Genomic DNA, 18,160 nt, shown 5'->3' with positions numbered 1-18,160 from the left:
GAATGCATCTATGATAGTCCCAGTTGTTATGGCCGGAGGATCCGGTACACGTTTGTGGCCTATGTCCCGCTCCTTGTATCCCAAACAGTTTCTTTCATTGGTGAATGACGCGACAATGCTTCAGGATACTTGTCGCCGTTTAGACGGATTGGACACCGCACAACCAATGATTATTTGCGGTGAGGAACATCGTTTTACGGTCGCTGAACAAATGCGCGCTTTTGGGTTGCATGCTGACAGTAAAATTGTATTGGAACCGGCAGGAAGAAATACTGCTCCAGCAGTTGCACTTGCAGCTTTAAAGTCTCTTCAAGATGATGAATCAGATCCTTTATTATTGATCTTGGCGGCTGATCATGTGATGACAGACATTGATGCTTTTCAGGACGCTGTCAAAAAAGCGACTGAACACGCGAAGGCTGGCAAGCTGGTTACGTTTGGTATTATTCCTACTGGCCCAGAGACCGGTTATGGCTACATACGTCAGGGGGATATGGTTGGTGATGCTTATCAAATTGCAGAGTTTGTAGAAAAGCCCGATCAGGATACAGCGGAGAAATATTTGTCGGGTGGTAACTACGTTTGGAACAGCGGCATGTTTATGTTCAGGGCCAGTCGGTATGTGGAAGAGTTGCGAAAGTATCGTCCGGATATTCTTCAAGCTTGCGAGGCGTCAGTAGAAAACGCTACGGTCGATGTAGACTTTGTTCGTCCGGATAAAGAGGCTTTTTTGCTTTGTCCAGATGAATCCATAGATTATGCCGTTATGGAACCTTTATGCAGTGCTGTAAATTCAACTGCAGCCGTGGTTGTGCCGCTTGATTGTGGTTGGAGTGATGTTGGATCCTGGTCTGCACTTTGGGATGTTTCCACAAAAGATGATAACGGCAATGCTCTCTACGGTGATGTTATTGCGCACAATACCAGCAATAGTTATATCCGTACTGATTCAAAGCTTGTGGCTACCGTTGGTTTGGATAATGTCATCGTTGTCGAAAGTGACGACGCTATAATGGTTGCCTCTAAAGATCATGTACAAGACGTGAAAAAAATTGTCGAGCAACTTAAGCTGACAGACCGCAGTGAGGCGCAGTTACACAGAAAAGTTTATCGTCCCTGGGGCTTTTATGATTCCATTGATCATGGTGATCGCTTTCAGGTGAAGCGAATTGTGGTCAAGCCCGGTGGAAAGTTAAGCCTTCAAATGCACCATCATCGAGCGGAACACTGGATTGTGGTCAGCGGTACAGCAGAAGTTACCCGCGGAGATGAAGTGTTTTTAGTGTCAGAAAACGAGTCGACTTATATTCCTTTGGGTGTGACTCACCGTCTTGCCAATCCAGGGGCGATACCTTTGGAAATGATCGAGGTGCAGTCCGGTTCGTATCTGGGGGAGGATGATATCGTCCGCTTTGAAGATACCTATGGCAGGAATTAACAACCGATGTTAATTTTCAAGGAGACACAAAAAAGGGCGACATATGGTCGCCCTTTTTTGTTGTCATTGCTCGGAGCGGTTACACCACTTCGTTCAATGCTTTCAGAGCCGCAATCAGTTGTGCATCATTGAAGTTATCCAGCTGAGCCTCAACAGCTTGCAGCTTTTCTTTGATCTGCGCTTTCAGGTCTGCGTTGGAGACATTGGTGTCAAAGCCAGCCAGATCCAGATTGTCGACAATCATGCCAGCACCCACCGTGCCGTTGGTGATGCGGTCGATAATGATAAAGGCACCGGTAATGCGGTTGTCTTGATACTTATCGAAGATTACTGGCATATCAAAGCTGATGTCGCACAGAGCGATTTCGTTCAGTTCCAGGCTGTCAGCGGCACTCTTTTCCATGGTGTTGACGTCGATCTTGTGCTCGATGGCAACCACATTTCCCAGCGCTTTCTTACTGACAAACTTAACCGCGTATTGTTTGTGCAGGCGCAGAGATTCTTCTGCCATCCAGATGACGTGGGCTTTAACGCCTTTGCTGACGTGGGGCAGATCGCCGGCTTTTACCAGCATGTCACCGCGACTTACGTCAATCTCATCTTCCAAAGTCAGAGTGATCGCCTGGGAAACCTGTGCTTCCGGTTGGTCGCCGTCAAACGTGGAGATGGTTTTCACCTTGCTGGACTTGCCGGAAGGCAGGGAAACCACTTCGTCGCCCGGGCGAATGGTGCCGGAAGCAATCGTGCCCGCAAAGCCGCGGAAGTCCAGGTTTGGACGGATCACGTACTGTACTGGCAGACGGAAATTTTTGAGATTGCGGTCTTTGGCAATCTCAATATTTTCCAGAACATTCATCAGTGGCTGGCCGTCAAACCAGGGCATGTGTTCGGAGGGATTCACCACGTTGTCGCCGCGCAGGGCAGAGATTGGAGCAAACTGAATGTCGGGAATGTTCAGCTGCTTGGCAAACGCTTTGTACTCTTCAACGATTTCGTTGTAACGCGCTTCACTGTAATCGACCAGATCCATCTTGTTAATGGCAACCACAACGTGCTTGATACCCAGCAGTGACACAATAAAACTGTGACGTTTGGTTTGGGTCATGATGCCGTGACGGGCGTCGACCATCACAATGGCCAGATCGCAGTTGGATGCACCGGTGGCCATGTTGCGGGTGTACTGTTCGTGCCCCGGAGTGTCGGCAATGATGAATTTGCGTTTGTCGGTAGAGAAGTAACGGTAAGCAACGTCAATGGTAATGCCTTGCTCACGTTCACTTTGCAGACCGTCAACCAGCAACGCCAGATCGAACTCTTCGTCGGTGGTGTTAAAGCGCTTGGAGTCGTTTTTAATCGCCGACAAATGATCTTCAAAAATCATTTTCGAATCGTGCAGCAGGCGACCAATCAGTGTGCTCTTGCCGTCATCCACACTGCCACAGGTCAAAAAGCGCAACAGTTCTTTGTTCTCGTGCTGATCCAGGTAGCCGAGAATGTCTTTTTCAAGAAGAGAGGTAGGTTCAGTCATAAGTATCTCTTTACTGTCTTGGGTTATCCGGCTTGGCCGTCTAACAAAATTTTGTGTCTAAGGGGTTGGCTTGCTAACGGGAGTGCCGGTTAGAAGTAGCCTTCCATTTTCTTCTTCTCCATGGAGCCGGCGGAGTCGCTGTCAATCACACGACCCTGACGCTCGGAGGTTTTGGTCAGCAGCATTTCCTGGATGATCTCCGGCAGCGTTGCCGCTTCGGATTCCACAGCACCGGTCAGTGGGTAGCAACCCAGAGTACGGAAGCGCACACTCTTCATCTCCGGTACTTCGCCTTCTTCCAGCGGCATGCGGTCGTCATCCACCATGATCAGCGTGCCGTCACGCTCAACCACTGGGCGTTTTTCGGCAAAGTACAAGCTTGGGATCTGAATGTTTTCTTTGTAGATGTACTGCCAGATATCCAGCTCGGTCCAGTTGGATAGTGGGAAAACACGGATGCTCTCGCCCTGATCGACGTTGCTGTTGTAGATGTTCCACAATTCCGGACGCTGGTTTTTCGGATCCCAGCGGTGGTTCTTATCACGGAAAGAATAGACACGCTCTTTGGCTCGGGACTTTTCTTCGTCGCGGCGGGCACCACCAAACGCGGCGTCAAACTTGTAGTGGTTCAGTGCCTGTTTCAGACCTTCGGTCTTCATGATGTCGGTGTGCTTGGCGCTGCCGTGTGTAAACGGGCTGATGTCCATGGCTACACCGTCGGGGTTGATGTGCACTAGCAGATCAAAGCCGTATTCCTTGGCAACACGATCGCGGAACTCAATCATCTCGCGGAATTTCCAGGTGGTGTCAACGTGCAGCAAAGGGAACGGAATCTTGCCCGGGTGGAAGGCCTTGCGAGCCAGGTGCAGCAACACAGAGGAGTCTTTCCCGACAGAGTAGAGCATAACGGGGTTATCAAACTCGGCAGCAACCTCACGGAAAATCTGGATGCTCTCGGCTTCGAGTAGTTTTAAGTGGGTCAATTTTTCAGGAGTCATAACAATACCTAATTGTGTAACAAATATTCGGGGTTAGGTCCGGGGCGCATTTCAGTTCGCCCTGTTTTTAATGAAACAGTTTTAATCAAACAGGTTTCATGCAATCAGTTTCATTTCTCGCAAGCGGTCAATCACCAGAGCTACTGCGTCGGTCATCGTATGTTGCGATGTGTCGATACGCAGCTCAGGGTTTTCCGGCACATCGTATGGATCATCAATGCCGGTAAAGCCTTTGATCTTTCCGTCGCGCGCCATCGCATAAAGACCTTTTCGGTCGCGCGCCTCGCAGACCTCAATGGGGGTTGCGACATGAATTTCAACAAACACGCCCACCTCTTCGATCATGCTGCGCACGGCACGTCTTGTGGTTGCATAGGGCGCAATCGGAGCACAAATGGCAATGCCGCCATTCTTGCTGATTTCGCTGGCGACATAACCAATTCTCTGGATGTTCAGATCGCGGTGTTCTTTGGAAAAGCTCAGCTCGCTGGAGAGGTTCTTGCGAACCACATCGCCATCCAGTAATGAAACGTGACGACCACCTAATTCGCGCAATTTTACCATAACGCCGTTGGCCAGGGTGGATTTGCCAGAGCCTGATAGACCAGTAAAGAATAAGGTTATTCCTTGTTTGGAACGTGGTGGCAGTGTGCGATTTAGCTCTTCGACCACTTCCGGAAAAGCAAACCACTCGGGAATGTCTTCGCCGTGGCAGAGCATTTGTTTCAGTTCGGCGCCGGAGATGTAGAGCCCCGCTTCGCCGGACAGCAGTTCATGTTCTTCACAGAATTCACCACGGCCTTCGACGTAACGCAGGAAGGGGGCCTTCAGAATCTGGATGTTGAGTTCGTCCTGTAAGGACGAAACCAGCTCCTGAGCTTCGGTGGCACCGTAGAACAAACCGCCCAGATTGTTGCGCCCGGGCCCTGCATGATCACGTCCGACAATAAAGTGGGTAAAGCCGAAGTTCTGGCGGATGATGGCATGCCACAGTGCTTCGCGAGGGCCGCCCATGCGCATGGCCAGGGGCAGCAGTCGAATATCAACGGAGCCCGCCGGGAAATGCGGAAGAATTTTTTCATAGCAGCGAACACGACAGAAGTGATCAATGTCGCCCGGCTTGGTACGGCCCACCGCAGTGTGGATCACCAGGTTGGCCTGATTTCGGGCCATCAAACGCTTCATCATAATGACGTGCGCTTTGTGGATCGGGTTGCGGGTCTGAAAGGCAACGACATTAGTCCAGCCTTTATCCGCGAATTCCTGACGCATACCGGCCGGGGTATTGCGGTAGTGGGTGAAGTCGTAATGCAGCGGTGGGGTAACACCAGTGAGCGTACCACCTACATACACAGGGTTGTTCTCGTTCAGCAGGATACGCACACCGGGATGTGAGACATCGGTGGTGCCGAAGACTTTGTCGGCTTCCAGCAGCTTGTCGGGGGTCCAGAGATCGGTCACCACAAGATTGGCAATCACCACGCCTTCGGGGTCGCGCAGGGTGATTTCTTCACCGATGCTGGTTTCGTCGGCAAAGGTTTGGGAAACATCTAGATTGATCGGCATCGGCCACAGGGTGCCATCGGCCAGGCGCATAGTGTCTACGACAGAGTCATAATCCGCCTGATTCAAATAACCGGTCAGTGGGGAAAACGCGCCATTAAGCAACAGTTCAACATCCAGCATCTGCCGTGAGGTCAGATCCCAGGAGCGATTGGACTGGGCTTTTTCTTTTTCTTGCGATAACGCCTCGCCCTCTGCGTAGAGGTTAATCAGCGTTCCGCCGTGTGCGCTTGTTGTATCCATCAATGAATGCCCTGATAACGTGGTGTCTTCATAATAGCTGGTCCTTCGAATCCTTCAGCCTGGATTCAGTTCAGAACGCAATGCGGCGATTTTACAGGGGTGTCAGTATTCATAAAATCAGGATATTATGAATTTAAATATCGATTTTATGGGAAAAGAATGGGGTTCCATGAAGTACACGATCCGGCACCTACAGGTGTTTCTGGCGGTGGCCAAAGAGCAGAGTATAAGCAGGGCGGCGGTTGCACTGTCCCTGTCGCAGTCGGCTACCAGTGCGGCCCTGCAGGAGTTTGAAAGCCGCTACGACATTCAGCTGTTTGATCGGGCGGGCAAGCGTTTAAGGCTCAACAGCTTCGGTGAGTCTATCAGGGTCAAGGCCGAGACGGTGATGGCACATTTGCTGGGTTTCGAGGAGGAGCTGATGGGGCAGGATGAGTTTGGCCACCTGCGGGTGGGAGCCAGCTTCACCATTGGCAACTACCTGGCGGTCAAGCATCTGGCGACCTACATGCAGGAGCACCCAGAGGCCAAAGTCGAGATGGAGGTCGGCAGTACCCCGGAGGTGGTGGCCAAGGTGCTCAATTTTCACCTGGATATTGGTTTGATTGAGGCTGAGTTGCATCACGATGATTTACAGCTTCAGCCCTGGCGGGAAGATAAAATGGTGGCCTTCTGTCGTCCTGATCATCCTCTGGCCGGCAAGTCGCAGTTGAGCAATAAGGATATCTTGTCCGCAGGCTGGATTCTGCGGGAATCGGATTCTGGTCACCGCCAGACCTTTGATCGTTCAATGCAGGGGCTGTTGCCAGATCTGCACATCGTGCTGGAGTTGACCCACAACGAGGCCATTAAAAACGCAGTGAAAGCCGGGTTGGGTGTCGGCTGTTTGTCAGAGATTGCCGTTGCGGATGAAATTCAGCAGGGCCTGCTGGTGCCTTTAGTGATCAAGGGACGACCGATGAACCGCCGGTTTTATTTTGTGACCCATAAAAAAGCCGCGGTAAACCGTGCAGCCCAGAGCTGGATGGATATTTGTAAGGGGTGAATTTATTGCCTGACGCAACAGGATGACAGCCTGTCTCTTGCGATCTGCTGCGGTCTATTGCATATTCCGCGTTTATAACGTTCTGACACGCAAGCTGAAGAGTGATTGAAAGTACATGGAAAATTGGGTAACTGAGTTTGCGGGTTGGCTGGTCGCTGTGGATTTGGCAGTGATTGTGGCGTTATTGATTTTCACCCATCTCAAACCCTGGGTGATCTTTTCTGCATCCACGGTTTTTTTGTATCTCTCAAATATCTTGTCGCTGGACGATGCCATAAAAGGGTATACCAATCCTTCCTTGCTGGTATTGATGTTACTGTTTCTGGTCGCGGTGCCTCTGGAAAAAACCACATTGATGCGACGCATGAGCAGTGCGGTCATCAATGGATCCACGAGAAAGTCAATTCTTCGATTGTCGCTGTTCAGCGGTTTCTTTTCTGCTTTTATCAACAATACGGCTGTTGTGTCGGCCATGTTGGGGCCGCTGAAGCGTCAGAGATCGGCGCCGGTCTCTAAATTATTGTTGCCCTTATCCTACGCATCGATTTTAGGTGGAACGCTGACTCTGATCGGTACGTCGACCAACCTGATTGTGAACGGGTTTGTGGAGCAGGCGGGTTACGACTCGCTGGGTTTCTTTGACTTTACCATGGTTGGGTTGCCAGTTTTTGCCGGTTGCCTGTTAGTGTTGGTATTGATGGCCCCAAAAGTGCTGCCTGAACAGGACCTTGAAGAAGAGAAAAGTTCACAGGATTACTTTCTCGAGCGTCGCTTGGCTGCGGGCTCTCCGCTGATTGGCCGTTCAGTACAGGATAATGGGCTGCGTCAATTGGAGCGGATTTTCCTGGTAGAAGTAATCCGCGATCATCACATTATGGCTCCGGTGAACCCGCAGGAAGTGCTCTGTGAAGGGGATGTTCTTGTATTCACAGGAGATTTATCCGCAATAGAATTGCTGGATGGCTTTCAGGGGCTGATGCCGCTGCAGGAGTTCGATCTTGCCGTACGTGAGAACCTTGTTGAAGTCATTGTTTCTCCTTCCGCAGGGCTGGTTGGGCGCACAATCAAGGAAGTCGATTTCCGATCCCGTTTCGATGCGGCGGTTGTGGCCGTAAGACGTGGGGATCAGCGCCTTCAGGGGGGGTTGGGTAATCTGGCCTTACAGGCGGGAGATGCTTTGGTCCTGGCTGTCGGTGATGACTTTAATCGCCGAAGAGATATCTCTGCAGACTTTATTCTGGTGGGCGGTGTAGAGTCCAACAGGATTTTGTCCGGGATCCGTGAGTGGTCTGTCTTTTTGGGGTTTACGATCGCGGTTGTATTGGGGGCGACTGGCGTATTGCCGTTAATAAAAGGCCTCTTGATCTACCTTGGTATGTTGTTGATCTCCGGGATTATGACGGCAGACGAAGTTAAATTTCGTTTCCCATTTCAGTTGCTCGTCGTGATTGGTGGTGCTCTGGGAGTCTCTCAGGCGATGTTTCAAACCGGACTTGCAGACCATATCGGCAGCTGGGCAGGATATGGTCTTAGTGATCTGAGTCCCCTGGGAGCTTTAATTGGGGTCTATTTATTGACGTGGCTGTTTACTGAGCTTGTCACCAATAATGCTGCGGCCGCCATCATGTTTCCTCTCGCCATGGCGATCTCCGGACAGTGGGGAGACAACTATATGCCTTTTGTTATGGCTGTTGCATTTGGTGCCAGTGCGAGTTTTGTTTCTCCTTATGGATACCAGACAAACTTGATGGTCTATACCGCTGGTAATTATCGAATGTCAGATTATTTCAAGTTAGGTATGCCTGTGTTTGTGGTGTACAGCGTTATAGCCGTGACGATGATCCATGTGTTATTTGGTTGAACTGGTTGGCTCCTGCACGGTACATCCTTCATCTGATGTATAAAGACGGTTCATTGGTCGGTATAAAATTCAGTGTTGTAACAATTGGCTTTGCTTCTGGCTTGCGAAACTAATAGAAATTAACTGATTTGTATTAAGTGAATATCAATTATTTTTCATGCTTCCTGATGCTGTTCCCGATGTAATCTAAGTCGGTTGAAGGGCGTCCCACCTCTTTGTGTTGTTTTTTGCGTCATGACTCAAGAGTCTATATTCGAGTGTTTTGCGAAAAGTTTGATCTAATATCCATCTAATCATTTTATGGCGATGTGTAGAGAGCATCGCCCATCAACCATGTCAGTATTCTGATATCGTCTGGCGTTTCCTCTTGTGTGGCAATCATTAATCGGCATCAATTGTTAAATCAAAGTTCTTGTTTATGCTTCTCGTGGGTGCAAAGCAGTGCGCTTTGCCCCGGATGGGTGCTATCAACCTATATATGTTTGAGAAACGGCTAGTGTCTTATCTGCAGTAAAGTAGATTTTGGGTCATGAAATGATCTTAAAACTCAGAGAATATATTCTAGTCTGCGATTTCAGTTAGCTTTATAAAGCATCAGGCGCAATTCACCTTCCGGTTTTCATGTCGAATTGATTGAAATTTAGTGTCGGTTCGTCATGATGGCGAAATAATTGCTAAGTAATTTAATGTGCCTGGGAGCAAGCTGTATCACAGCATGCTCAAAAGTCTGTATCTTCTGTTGATTTGGTATCTCTTACTGGCATTAAAAGGAATGATTAATGTGATAGAGACGAAGGATGTCGCCCAATGAAAACTCGTAATGCGTTGCATTTTGCTCTGGACTGCTCGCTACAATCTTTGGCGGATCTCCATGTTTGTGTTCAAAGAGCAACTTTTAAAACGCTGATAATTTCCTTTGTTTTGGTTTCAATTTCACTAATTCCTGTGAACAGAGTTCATGCAGTTTAAGCCTGGTGCGATCTCATTAGGCCTTTTGGGGATGGCTTTGGCGCGCAAATTCGTTCGATTTGTGAAATGGAATAAGTTACAACAGAGTAATTTGTTTGATGGTCTTTGGTGGCGCCTGCGTTTTATTTCTTGCCAGTAAAAGTCTCTTCGAGAAGGCTTTGTAATTTATTAGTGTGTCTAAGCTCTTGCTTTAGGGGAAGAATTTTAAGCAATTGTGCGCTAGAGCACTTGAATGGAATGTTGCTCATAAGGTTTGTCTGCTGTGCACGGTTATCCATCTTTGATTATGAGTAGTATCAGCGGAAATGTATTTTAATGGGGCTTGCTCTTAAGAAATATCTTCGGAGTAATATTCAAACAGGATTGATAAGTTCTAAAGATGGAATCTGAAAATAGCTTAAAGTTATTAAAGGTGGCGGTTGTTCACGACTGGCTGGTTGATATGGGGGGCGCGGAAAAGGTGCTCGCCAGTATCTTGAAAATCTTTCCCCAGGCTGACGTCTACACATTGGTGTGCGGTATGGACAGTACAAAGTTAAATAAACTTGGTATTTCTAAAACGCCAAAAACATCATTTATTCAAAAGCTGCCTTTTGCGACTAAAAAATACCGTTCATATTTTCCGTTAATGCCTTTAGCGATACAGCAACTGGATTTGAGTGAATATGATTTGGTGGTGAGTAGCAGTTATTGTGTGGCGAAAGGTGTGATTACCGGGCCCAATCAAGTGCATATAAGTTACTGTCATTCTCCTGTTAGATACGCTTGGGATTTACAATTTCAATATCTCAAGGAAGGAGGCGTCAACACAGGGCTTAAATCAGCAGTGGCGAGATATTTTTTATTCAAGCTGCGTGCGTTTGATGTCTGGAGTTCGAATGCTGTAGATGATTTTGTTGCAAACTCTCAGTTTATTAAAAAAAGAATAGAGAAGCTTTATCGGCGTAAAGCTACAGTTATTCATCCTCCCGTTGATGTTTCATCATTTGGGTTGTGTGAAGAGAAGTTGGAATATTACTTCACCTGCTCGCGGATGGTTCCTTATAAAAGAATTGATTTAATTGTAGAGGCATTTAAAAACATACCAGATAAAAAACTGGTAGTCGTCGGTGATGGGCCGGATTTTGATAAAGTCTCTGCTTTGGCTGGAGGGAATGTGGATATCAAAGGTTTTGTCGAATATCCAGAATTGATCTCCATAATGAAAAATGCGAAAGCGTTTGTATATGCCGCAGAAGAAGATTTCGGAATTGTCCCGGTAGAAGCCCAGGCCTGCGGAACGCCTGTAATCTGTTACGGTCGGGGCGGTGTGCTGGATACCGTTGTTGATGGTAGTACCGGCATATATTTTAAAGATCAAACCTGTGAGGCTATTGTTGATGCAATTCACAAGTTTGAAGGTGCCAGTTTGTTTGATTACAAGAGGATCTCCGAACATGCAAAGAGCTTTTCTGAGGAAAGATTTCTCGAGGAATTTAGCGATCATGTGATCAGTAAAGTAACTGAGGCATTTGGGAAGATAGAAGCTGACCAATGAACGTGAAGATTGCAATAAATGGCAGGTTTTTAACTCAATCCGTCACAGGAGTTCAGAGGGTGGCGAGGGAAACAATAAGGTCCCTTGCGCCCATGTTGCATGCTGCAGGGTTCGAAGTCGTTATATTTTGTCCATCACTTGCAACGATTGAGGATGACTTTGAAGGGATTCCCGTAAGAAAAATCGGTAGGTTTTCAGGTCACTTGTGGGAGCAGCTGGAATTACCTTGGTATGTATATGGTTGGCGATTGATCAATTTTTGTAATACCGGGCCAGTATTGTGCAAGTCTCTAATTTCATATATGCACGATGCCCAGGTATATTTGACGCCAAAGTCATATCCTTCGGCATTTGTGTTGTTTTATAAAATAATACAACCAGCACTCGCTCTGCGTAGCAGTTGTGTTGTGACTGTCTCGGATGCCTCAAAAGCAACTCTTGTAAAAAATGGTGTCTGTAAAGAGGGCAAGCTGGCGGTTGTATACAATGGTGTAGATCACTTTTTGGATGTTTCTGCCGAAAAAGGCTACGCAGTTAGCATTGTAGGTGACTCTCCGTTTGTTCTCCTTTTAGGGTCCGACAAAGCCCATAAGAATATCAATACCATCATCGAGGCGTTTTCAGGTCTTGAGCCATCGGGTACAAAGTTGGTGGTGAGCAATGCTGTTGATTTAAACCTCCCGAAAAGTGAGTCGATTATTGCTTTGGGTAAAGTCAGTGATCCTGAATTGAAAGACTTGTACTGCAATGCCAGCCTGTTTGTGTTTCCGTCATTAACAGAAGGATTTGGCTTGCCTCCGCTAGAAGCGTTGAGCTGTCAGTGCCCGGTTTTGTTGTCGGATATTGATGTTTTCAAAGAACTGTTTGGCTCGGCTGTGAATTATGTAAAACCCACCGATGTTGCCGCCTGGCGTGATGCCATTCTAAATGAGCTGTCACTGAAGAATGAGTCCTCTGTAGAAATTTGGGAAAAATATCGATGGAACAACTCAGCGATTAAGTTGTTCGAAGTGATACAAGAGGGTGTGAAGTGAGTCCTTTCGCACCTCTGATGCTACTGTTTTTCTTTGTGTCCTTGTTTAAGGGGGGCAAGTGGCTTTTGATTCCTGTTATTGTGATGGGGGGAATGCAGACTGTTGCGGCTATTGATTTTGGCGGAGGTGCGCTGCCACTTACTTATTTCTGCATCTTTTTGATTGTCGCACGCTGGTTGATTACTTTTGTGTTTGTCACTCGTGCAAACCTTCATGTGGCGCATTGGGGGAGATACAGAAAGGTCATATTACCTCTCGTATTTTTCGCTATTTATGCCACCATATTGACGTTGATTGCTCCTAATTTCTTCGAAAATATTATTGTTGCTCCCTTTTCGGATGGCGTAACCATAAACAATCTGAACATTCTTGCTTTCGAAAGAAGCCATACTCGCCAATTAATGTATTTGTGGGTTTCAGTAATTTTTGTTGCTGCGTTCGTGGCAACCGTAAGGTCGCCGGAAGATTTCAAGTATCTTGATGTTGCTTTAAAGGCTTCTCTTGTTTTTTTATTTTTACTGGGTCTTTGGCAAGTCCTTTTCGTTTGTTGCGGGATACCTTTCCCGGAGTCATTGATTTACAGCAATAATTATTACAAGTTGAATTACAGGCAGTTTACGGCAGGGATTCCAAGGATGACGTCGTATTATATCGAGCCATCACAAATTGCCATCGCTTCAGCCGGATATTTCGGTTATTTCTTAAGTTCACTGTATGGTGAAATGAAGTGGTCAACGTTGTCGTTTCTTGGTTTGAGCCTTTTAGTGTGTGTATTGTCATTTTCATCTACGGCATATGCAGGTATTGCAATTGGGAGTTTTATATTCTTTTTAGTTGTCACAGTTCTGCGTAATTTTAGTCTCAAATATGTACGATTTTTTACCTTGATGCTTGTCTCCCTGTTGTTTGTCTCGTTGTTGGCAGGAATGTTTGCAGTGAATGGATTTTTGTCAGAAGTGGTAGACAGTGTTTTGCTGTCTAAAGCGGACAGTGTTTCAGCAGAATACCGGATTGGTGTGGATAAGATCGCAATCGATTTGTTTGAGCAAACATATGGCGTTGGTGTTGGTTGGGCAAGTCACCGGGCTTCTAGTTTTGCTGCTTTTTTATTGTGTTCGGTAGGAATTATTGGGCTGGCAATATTGGTTTATTTGGCTCTGTGTGTGGGTGGATTATATAAAGAAAAAATAGATGAAGATAATGAGACCCACATGCTGTGGGGGTTGTGCTTTGTTCTAATCACGATGTTTATTGCTGGTGCTGATCCAAATCACCCCTTTTTGTGGTTGATGTTGGCTCTTGCGTTATCTGGCGCAGTAGTTCCAGGAAGCGGGGAAGAAAGGTATGTCCAAAAAGTATAGGTTGATTTGGTTTCATCATTTCCACAAGGCTGGAGGATCATCAATTGTTTCTGCAGCTCAAAACCACGGTGAAGTGTTTTATCCATGGCATGAGAATGGCAATCCAGTTGATTCTAGTGGGAATCTAATCGAGTTGTGGGATTTTGATGAGAAAAAACTTCATGAGTTTGTTGGTGAGTGTCAGCAGCGGGGGGTAACTTTTGTCGCTACAGAGTGGGGGGCTCCTATGTTTACAGTCCTTCAGAAAGATCCACGAGTTACTCTGGTTGCTTGTGTAAGAAATCCTGTTGAAAGAATGGTTTCAAATTTCAAGTATGACTACCTTAATGGTTATGCTTCCCATAGTGACATACGAAACTATGTAAATTCAGGAAAAGCCGTAAGGTCGACACGTTATTACTCAAACATGTTAGCACAAAATTCCAATAGTCAAGAGATGGATGAATTCGATCTTGTGGTTGTGTTGGAGCGAAATATGGGCTCTCTCTTTGAGTATTTCGGGTGGGATGAACAGGGAGAGGTGAGCAATAAAACAGATTTTGGAGTCTGGAAATCAGTGAAATACTTTCTGAAGTTACGGTGGAACTTGATCTATCGACGCTACTGGAGATATTTGGAAGTGAGTAGTCAGGATGTAAGATGGCTGACAGGAGAGCTACTGGATGAGCAAAAAGTTTATGAGAAAATTGTCAAAAGGTGGTGTGACTGATCTCACAGCTTTAAAAGCACTGGGCATCGTTCTGGTCTTGATTGGTCATGCCCCCGGATTAGGGTCGTTGGTGTATAAAGTGATATACGCCTTTCACATGCCCTTGTTTTTTTTTATTTCTGGATACTACTTGTCTGATAAGAGGCTTGGTAATAATACAATCGATTTCTTGAAGGATGTTGGGGTTAAGCTCTTTATTCCCTATTTGATATTTTACCTGATCTCCTATGTGTATATGTGGCTAAGAGCTGAATATATGGGAGTGGATCAGGTACCTTTTTTTCTACCCTTGCTTGTTTCAAATTCAGAAATTCTAGCGTCTATTAATGTGACGTTATGGTTTTTTCCGGCGCTAATTTTGGCCAGGATTATTTACTTTTATCTCTATAGGTATTGTCCAAATGACTTTGTGGTTTTAATTGTTACTTTGATATTGTTTTTGATTTTATTTTTTTGTGGCTGGGCCTCGTTGCCATGGTGCCTTGAATTATCTCTGTTAGCATCCTTCTATCTTTCAGTGGGAAGACTGTTTCAATATATTAAGCCGATGTCTTTTTTTAGCGGAATTCCACTGGTTGTAGTTGGATTTTTGGCGGTTTTAGTTTTTGAACCAAAATCTGATTTTAGGAGCCTGAACTTTAGTATGGGGTTGGTGTTTTTTGTTCCTGTGTCTCTGGCTTTTCTCTCAGGGTTGTTTTTTATTTTTTCTGGTGCCTTTAAAAATAAGGCAATCGAATTTCTTGCGGATAATTCACTGATTATTTTTCCGACCCACATTTTGGTGTATAGCGCTCTGACTGGAGGGGTTGAAATTTTAGATTTTGATGATCTTGTTGTGGCCGGATGGCTGTTAGGATGTTCTTATCTGGTGGTGACACTTTTGTTGTCGCCTTTCATCGTGCGAACTTTTCGTTATGTCTTACCTCGGTATTAAGGTGGATCTAAATGATGACGTTTTCCTTGATAGTAGCAACGCTGGGTCGTTTGGATGTGTTGAGAGATTTATTAAAGAGCCTTGAGGAGCAAACTGAAAGGAGTTTTGAGGTTATTGTTGTTGATCAAAACCCCAAGGGTTTTATGACCGGTCTTCTGAATTCAAATAATTGGTCCTTTCCGATCGTGCATGTCGAGGTTCCCGAAATTAGAGGCTTGTCAAGAGCAAGAAATATAGGGATTAAAATGGCTCAGGGAGATCAGCTTATATTCCCTGACGATGATTGCTGGTACCCCTCAGGATTTTTAGCTCTGGCAAAAAAGAAAATGGATGAGTGCCAATGCGATGTTCTGACGGGAAGGGCAGCCCACTTTGAAACCAAAGAGCCAATTAACGGAAAGTACCCAGTGGCCTCTACGTGGGTTGATAGAAAAAATGTCTTCAGTGCGCAAATTGAATGGGTAGTCTGTTTTAAGAAAGAAGTGATTCTGAATGTGGGTGGATACGATGAAAATATTGGTGTCGGGGCTTCCTCTCCCTGGCAGTCAACCGAGGGGCCGGAGTTGACGGTCAGAATTCTGGACGCGGGTTATACCGTATTTTTCTGTCGGGAGTGGTATGGGTTTCATGAAGAGTTGAACGTATTCCGTCCTGATTCTGCAATGATCAGAAAGGGCCGGGGATACGCGAGAGGCTACGGTCACGTAGTAAGGATTCGAGATTACAGCAGATTTTTTAAAATGATGGTCGTGATCAGGCCGTTTGCGACATTGTTAAAAGCAATTGTTCAAGGAAACTGGTCGAGGGTTAAATATAACACTCATGTCATTCTCGGGAGATGTGAGGGTGTATTGGGGCGTGTATTTTGAGTCGAGAGCTAGCTAGTCTAACACTGAGAGCCGAAAAGCTATTGTACATACGGGCAGCCTTGGTTAAGGCTCTGGGCGCTATATCAGCATTCTTTTTAACAGTTGTTGTGGCAAAGGTATTAAATTCTGAAGCCACGGGAATGTTTATGCTTACGTATACTATTTTATTGGTCTGCGTAGCAATCTTCCGTTTCGGAATGGACGGGATCATATTGAGAGAGCTGTCGGGAAATATCGAGGCTGGAAAACCGCTTCATAATACAGCTTTGATCTTTACCTTTTTGACCTCATCGATTTTGGCACTCATTTTTTTTTACTATTCAGATTTCATCGCAATAAAAGTGTTTAGCAAGCCTCAACTGTCCACGTTAATGAGTACGATGCTGTGGGCTTTACCATTTATGACCTTTTATACATTAATAGGGGTAGGGTATCAGTCAGTTCATAAGGTTGAATGGTTTGTTTTCTTTCAGAATTTAGGTGTTTCATCTGTCTTCATAACTCTGATTTTATTCGTCTGGTGGAATCTTAATAGTTCAATGGATGGCGGTCAGGCAGCTTTGGCTTTTCTTGTTTCCGCACTTTTTATGTTTTTGATTTCATTAAAATGGTTTTTTACTAATCGGGCTGCTCCAGATTTTAATCGAAGATCTTTGCGTCGGCTTTTTAGTTCATCCAAAAATATATTTTTGTCGGAAGTAATGGTTCAGTCTGTTGCTTGGTCCGGCGTTATTGTGGGCGGGATATGGTTGTCGGCTTCGGACGTGGCTTACCTCACTATCTCACAAAGAACAGCAATGTTGATTTCTTTTATTTTGATGGTTGTCAATATGGTTCTACCTGTTCGTATTGCGAGGCTTTGGTCAGAAAAGAAAATTGATGAGATTCAGAAAGTCTCTAATGCCTGTTGCAGAAGTCTTCTGCTAGTTGTGGTTCCTCTATGTATAGTGATGATTCTGATGTCAGATTTCATAATGAATTTTTTTGGCTCAGATTATGCAGGCGCAACCTTGGTGTTTTCAATATTAGTCGTAGGGCAAGCTGTCGGGGTGTCTCTGGGTCCGGTTGGATTCTTGTTACTTATGACCGAAAACGAAAAGCCATATAGAAATGCAACTCTTGTCTCAGGAATTGTTTCTGTTGTTTTGGTTGTGATTCTTACCCGAGAATTTGGAGTGATTGGTTCAGCGTGTGCTGTGGCATTCAGCACGGCTTTTGGCAAAGTGCTATTGGCGGCTCAGGTACGCCAAACACTGGGGTTTTGGCCCTTTATCAAATAGTAATTTTGTTGAGTGATAGCAATTCAAGAGGGAAGTATGAATCTCAGAGATGTAAAGAGAGCTGCAAGGAGTGTCGTGCCGGAATCTATCGCCACTCGATATGATAATCATGTTGTCTCACGAAGATTGAATACATTTGAAAAAAGCGAAGCTTTCTCAGATGGATATAGTCTGATGCCTTTCAGAAATTACAAATCAATCTTTATCCATGTACCAAAAGCTGCAGGTATTTCGGTGGCTCATGCTTTGTTTGGGTGCAGAGGCGGAGGTCATGCCACTTATCGAGACTATTACAGGCATTTCGGCAAGGAAATGTCTGATTTTTTTGTCTTTAGTATTGTAAGAAGTCCTGTAGATAGAGCATTTTCAGCATATACGTTTCTAAGATCGGGCGGAATTTCAGATTTTGATAGGGTAATGCAGAAAGAGGTCTTTTCAAGGTTCGACTCTTTTTCTGAGTTTGTCATTGAATATCTGAATGATGATACGTGTAGAAAACTGCTTCATTTCAAACCTCAAGTAGATTTTTTGAAAAATTCTAAAGGTGTTTTAGATATTGATTTTATTGGTAAGTTTGAAAATATCGATAAAGATTTTAGCTATATCTCCGAGAGGGTCATTGGGAGAGGAGGGAGCCTTGTGGCGCTTAATGCCACCAAAGGGAAGCCGAAAGAGTTGAATCTAGATTCCGGTGTCGTCGATAAGTTAAATAAAATCTATGTGGAAGATTTTGAGGCACTTGGGTATTGAGTTCCAGTTAAGCTCGTAGTGACGTTTGGTTCACTGTATAA

The 18,160-nt window shown here is 45.6% G+C and carries 14 protein-coding genes; 11 read left to right on the top strand and 3 right to left on the bottom strand.

Annotated features, from left to right (window positions below):
- Positions 1–10 precede the first annotated feature (10 nt).
- Positions 11–1,438: a mannose-1-phosphate guanylyltransferase/mannose-6-phosphate isomerase gene (locus KOI40_RS17100; RefSeq protein WP_216098766.1), complete on the top strand. Its 1,428-nt coding sequence runs from the start codon at positions 11–13 to the stop codon at positions 1,436–1,438.
- Between the two features lie 79 nt (positions 1,439–1,517).
- On the opposite strand, the gene cysN is transcribed toward KOI40_RS17100, so the two are convergent.
- From cysN to KOI40_RS17085, 3 genes are all read right to left on the bottom strand, one after another.
- Positions 1,518–2,966, bottom strand: coding sequence for a sulfate adenylyltransferase subunit CysN (gene cysN, locus KOI40_RS17095; protein WP_216098765.1), 1,449 nt, complete (start codon positions 2,964–2,966; stop codon positions 1,518–1,520).
- Positions 2,967–3,055: 89 nt separating this feature from the next.
- Positions 3,056–3,964 (bottom strand): sulfate adenylyltransferase subunit CysD, encoded by a 909-nt coding sequence (gene cysD, locus KOI40_RS17090; protein ID WP_216098764.1) that lies wholly within the window; start codon positions 3,962–3,964, stop codon positions 3,056–3,058.
- A gap of 96 nt (positions 3,965–4,060) precedes the next feature.
- Entirely contained in the window at positions 4,061–5,770 is a 1,710-nt protein-coding gene (locus KOI40_RS17085; RefSeq protein ID WP_216098763.1) for a bifunctional sulfate adenylyltransferase/adenylylsulfate kinase, read from the bottom strand.
- Positions 5,771–5,897: 127 nt separating this feature from the next.
- Here KOI40_RS17085 and KOI40_RS17080 point away from each other — a divergent pair, with 127 nt between their 5' ends.
- The 10 genes from KOI40_RS17080 to KOI40_RS17035 all read left to right on the top strand — a co-directional run bounded on the left by KOI40_RS17080 (position 5,898) and on the right by KOI40_RS17035 (position 18,119).
- Positions 5,898–6,815, top strand: coding sequence for a LysR substrate-binding domain-containing protein (locus KOI40_RS17080; protein WP_233710357.1), 918 nt, complete (start codon positions 5,898–5,900; stop codon positions 6,813–6,815).
- Between the two features lie 115 nt (positions 6,816–6,930).
- A complete protein-coding gene (locus KOI40_RS17075; protein ID WP_216098762.1) occupies positions 6,931–8,676 on the top strand; it encodes an SLC13 family permease in 1,746 nt (581 codons plus the stop codon).
- A gap of 1,348 nt (positions 8,677–10,024) precedes the next feature.
- On the top strand, positions 10,025–11,182 hold the full coding sequence (locus KOI40_RS17070) for a glycosyltransferase family 4 protein (RefSeq protein WP_216098761.1): 1,158 nt from the start codon (positions 10,025–10,027) through the stop codon (positions 11,180–11,182).
- Positions 11,179–12,216 carry a glycosyltransferase family 4 protein gene (locus KOI40_RS17065; protein ID WP_216098760.1) on the top strand — a complete coding sequence of 346 codons (1,038 nt, stop codon included), beginning with the start codon at positions 11,179–11,181 and terminating at the stop codon, positions 12,214–12,216. The genes KOI40_RS17070 and KOI40_RS17065 overlap by 4 nt, the downstream gene beginning before the upstream one ends.
- Complete coding sequence (locus KOI40_RS17060) at positions 12,213–13,577, top strand: hypothetical protein (RefSeq protein WP_216098759.1); 1,365 nt, start codon at positions 12,213–12,215, stop codon at positions 13,575–13,577. The genes KOI40_RS17065 and KOI40_RS17060 overlap by 4 nt, the downstream gene beginning before the upstream one ends.
- Positions 13,561–14,286, top strand: a complete 726-nt coding sequence (locus tag KOI40_RS17055) for a hypothetical protein (RefSeq protein ID WP_216098758.1) — start codon at positions 13,561–13,563, stop codon at positions 14,284–14,286. The genes KOI40_RS17060 and KOI40_RS17055 overlap by 17 nt, the downstream gene beginning before the upstream one ends.
- On the top strand, positions 14,240–15,220 hold the full coding sequence (locus KOI40_RS17050; protein ID WP_216098757.1) for an acyltransferase family protein: 981 nt from the start codon (positions 14,240–14,242) through the stop codon (positions 15,218–15,220). Before KOI40_RS17055 ends, KOI40_RS17050 begins: the two co-directional genes overlap by 47 nt.
- An 11-nt stretch (positions 15,221–15,231) precedes the next feature.
- On the top strand, positions 15,232–16,089 hold the full coding sequence (locus KOI40_RS17045; RefSeq protein WP_216098756.1) for a glycosyltransferase family 2 protein: 858 nt from the start codon (positions 15,232–15,234) through the stop codon (positions 16,087–16,089).
- Positions 16,086–17,369 carry an oligosaccharide flippase family protein gene (locus tag KOI40_RS17040; protein ID WP_216098755.1) on the top strand — a complete coding sequence of 428 codons (1,284 nt, stop codon included), beginning with the start codon at positions 16,086–16,088 and terminating at the stop codon, positions 17,367–17,369. Before KOI40_RS17045 ends, KOI40_RS17040 begins: the two co-directional genes overlap by 4 nt.
- A gap of 36 nt (positions 17,370–17,405) precedes the next feature.
- Positions 17,406–18,119 carry a sulfotransferase family 2 domain-containing protein gene (locus KOI40_RS17035; protein ID WP_216098754.1) on the top strand — a complete coding sequence of 238 codons (714 nt, stop codon included), beginning with the start codon at positions 17,406–17,408 and terminating at the stop codon, positions 18,117–18,119.
- The last annotated feature ends 41 nt before the right edge of the window (positions 18,120–18,160 follow it).

Source organism: Pseudomaricurvus albidus, assembly GCF_018863235.1.
Lineage (GTDB): Bacteria > Pseudomonadota > Gammaproteobacteria > Pseudomonadales > Cellvibrionaceae > Pseudomaricurvus > Pseudomaricurvus albidus.
Note: the sequence above shows the minus strand (reverse complement) of the source record. Positions and strands in the feature narration are given on the sequence as shown.

Bases quoted from the DNA above. Each gene is read 5' to 3' on its own strand.
- KOI40_RS17100 (WP_216098766.1), top strand. From the start codon at position 11: ATGATAGTCCCAGTTGTTATGGCCGGAGGATCCGGTACACGTTTGTGG.
- cysN (WP_216098765.1), bottom strand. From the start codon at position 2,966: ATGACTGAACCTACCTCTCTTCTTGAAAAAGACATTCTCGGCTACCTG.
- cysD (WP_216098764.1), bottom strand. From the start codon at position 3,964: ATGACTCCTGAAAAATTGACCCACTTAAAACTACTCGAAGCCGAGAGC.
- KOI40_RS17085 (WP_216098763.1), bottom strand. From the start codon at position 5,770: ATGGATACAACAAGCGCACACGGCGGAACGCTGATTAACCTCTACGCA.
- KOI40_RS17080 (WP_233710357.1), top strand. From the start codon at position 5,898: ATGAATTTAAATATCGATTTTATGGGAAAAGAATGGGGTTCCATGAAG.
- KOI40_RS17075 (WP_216098762.1), top strand. From the start codon at position 6,931: ATGGAAAATTGGGTAACTGAGTTTGCGGGTTGGCTGGTCGCTGTGGAT.
- KOI40_RS17070 (WP_216098761.1), top strand. From the start codon at position 10,025: ATGGAATCTGAAAATAGCTTAAAGTTATTAAAGGTGGCGGTTGTTCAC.
- KOI40_RS17065 (WP_216098760.1), top strand. From the start codon at position 11,179: ATGAACGTGAAGATTGCAATAAATGGCAGGTTTTTAACTCAATCCGTC.
- KOI40_RS17055 (WP_216098758.1), top strand. From the start codon at position 13,561: ATGTCCAAAAAGTATAGGTTGATTTGGTTTCATCATTTCCACAAGGCT.
- KOI40_RS17050 (WP_216098757.1), top strand. From the start codon at position 14,240: ATGAGCAAAAAGTTTATGAGAAAATTGTCAAAAGGTGGTGTGACTGAT.
- KOI40_RS17045 (WP_216098756.1), top strand. From the start codon at position 15,232: ATGATGACGTTTTCCTTGATAGTAGCAACGCTGGGTCGTTTGGATGTG.
- KOI40_RS17035 (WP_216098754.1), top strand. From the start codon at position 17,406: ATGAATCTCAGAGATGTAAAGAGAGCTGCAAGGAGTGTCGTGCCGGAA.